At 75.1% G+C, this 1,773-nt stretch carries 3 protein-coding genes; all 3 read left to right on the forward strand.

Annotated features, from left to right (window positions below):
- Positions 1–416: DUF4395 domain-containing protein (locus F2B26_RS16080; protein ID WP_159811062.1), on the forward strand; the 416-nt coding region annotated here is incomplete at its 5' end.
- Positions 417–621: 205 nt separating this feature from the next.
- The gene (locus tag F2B26_RS16085; protein ID WP_159811064.1) at positions 622–1,188 is read left to right on the forward strand and encodes a heme-binding beta-barrel domain-containing protein; all 567 of its coding nucleotides are present in this window, start codon (positions 622–624) and stop codon (positions 1,186–1,188) included.
- A partial coding sequence (locus F2B26_RS16090; protein ID WP_369122555.1) for a YgfZ/GcvT domain-containing protein occupies positions 1,185–1,773 on the forward strand: 589 nt, incomplete at its 3' end. The genes F2B26_RS16085 and F2B26_RS16090, both read left to right, overlap by 4 nt.

The raw sequence follows: 1,773 nt of genomic DNA on the forward strand, positions 1-1,773 counted from the left end.
ACCCGCGTGGCCCGCGCGTCGGCGCCGGGCTCACCGCGCTGCTGCTCGTCGCCGTCCTCGTGCTGCACGGCACGGCCGCGCTCGTCGTGCTGGCCCTCGTGGTCGCCGGTTTCGTGCTCGGCACCGTGCGCGGGGTGCAGGGCACCTGGCAGGGCGCGGTCTACCAGCGGCTGGTCCGCCCGCGGCTGGCCCCGCCCACCGAGCTGGAGGACCCGCGCCCGCCCCGCTTCGCCCAGCTCGTCGGTCTCGTCATCACGGGGGTGGGGCTGCTGCTCGGCCTGCTCGGGGTGGGTGCCGCGGTGCCGGTCGCCGCGGCACTGGCCCTGGTCGCGGCCTTCCTCAACGCGGTGTTCGGCCTGTGCCTCGGGTGCGAGCTGTACCTGCTGGGCCTGCGGCTGCGGACCCGGAACGCCTGAACCGGGCAGCCGAGCGCACGGTCACGCCCCGGTGCTCACGGGTAGCATCGGGGCATGACCGCGATCGAGGGACTGTTCATCGGCCTGCTCGTGGCCGCCACCGGCGCCATCGCCTGGTTCGCCGGGCTGGTCGTCGTGCGGCTCTACCGGGGGGCGCGCTGAACCTGGCCCGTCCGCGGCCGGACCTTGCAGCCGGGAGGCGACCATGACGTTCGTGCTGCCGGAGGGGCTGGCTCCCGAGGTGTACCCGCTCGCCTGGTTGGTCGGCACGTGGCGTGGTGAGGGCGTGCTGGCGTACCCGGGCATCGAGGAGAGCGCCTTCGTGCACGACCTCGTCGTCACCTCGGACGGCGGCCCGTACCTGACCTGGACCTCGACCTGGCGTCTCGTGCAGGTGCCCGACGACGCTGCGGCGCTGGTCGACGGTGAGCCGGCCGGACCCGAGGAGGGCCCGGTGTGGGCCACCGAGACCGGGTTCTGGCGGGTGCCCCCCGAGCGCCCGGACGACGTCCCCGAGGGCAAGCACCCGGTCGAGCTGCTGCTCGCTGACCCGTCCGGCCACGTCGCGATCTACGTGGGAGCGGTGGGGAACGGCCGGATCGACCTGGTGAGCGATGTCGTGGTGCGCACCGCGACCGGTGCCCAGGTGGCGGCCGGGACGCGGCTGTACGGGCTGGTCGACGGCGAGCTCATGTGGGCGCACGACCTCGCGGCCTTCGGGCACCCGCTGCAGTCCTACGCGTCTGCGCGGCTGAGCCGGGTGACGGGATGAGCACGCCCGACCAGGTGCCGGCCGCACCGCGCAGCCCGCTGCTCGACCGGCACGGTGCGGTCGAGGCGACCGGCCCCGACGCCGGTGTGGCCTGGCACTACGGCGACCCGACCGCCGAGCAGCGCGCGCTGGTGCGTGGTGCGGCCGTCGTCGACCAGTCGCACCTGGGCGTCGTCACCGTGACCGGGCCCGACCGGCTCAGCTGGCTGCACTCGATCACCAGCCAGCAGCTCACCGACCTGACACCTCGGACCAGCACCGAGACCCTCGTGCTGTCGCCGCAGGGGCACATCGAGCACGCCGCGGCGGTCGTCGACGACGGGGCGGTGACCTGGCTCGTCACGCAGACAGCGGCGGCGCTCGCGGCCTGGCTCGACTCGATGCGGTTCATGCTGCGGGTCGAGGTCGCCGACGTGAGCGAGCAGTGGGCGGCGCTCGGTGAGCCGGTCTCCGCCGAGGGCGCCCCCGACGAGCCGGTGACCTGGACCGACCCGTGGCCGCGGACCGCTCCGGGCAGCACCCGGTACGGGCCGGCCGACGCCGAGCACCCGGGGGCGGACCGTCCCTGGCGGCTCGTGCTCGTGC

Origin of the sequence: Cellulomonas citrea (genome assembly GCF_009829685.1) — a bacterium.
Lineage (GTDB): Bacteria > Actinomycetota > Actinomycetes > Actinomycetales > Cellulomonadaceae > Cellulomonas > Cellulomonas citrea.

Bases quoted from the DNA above. Each gene is read 5' to 3' on its own strand.
- F2B26_RS16085 (WP_159811064.1), top strand. From the start codon at position 622: ATGACGTTCGTGCTGCCGGAGGGGCTGGCTCCCGAGGTGTACCCGCTC.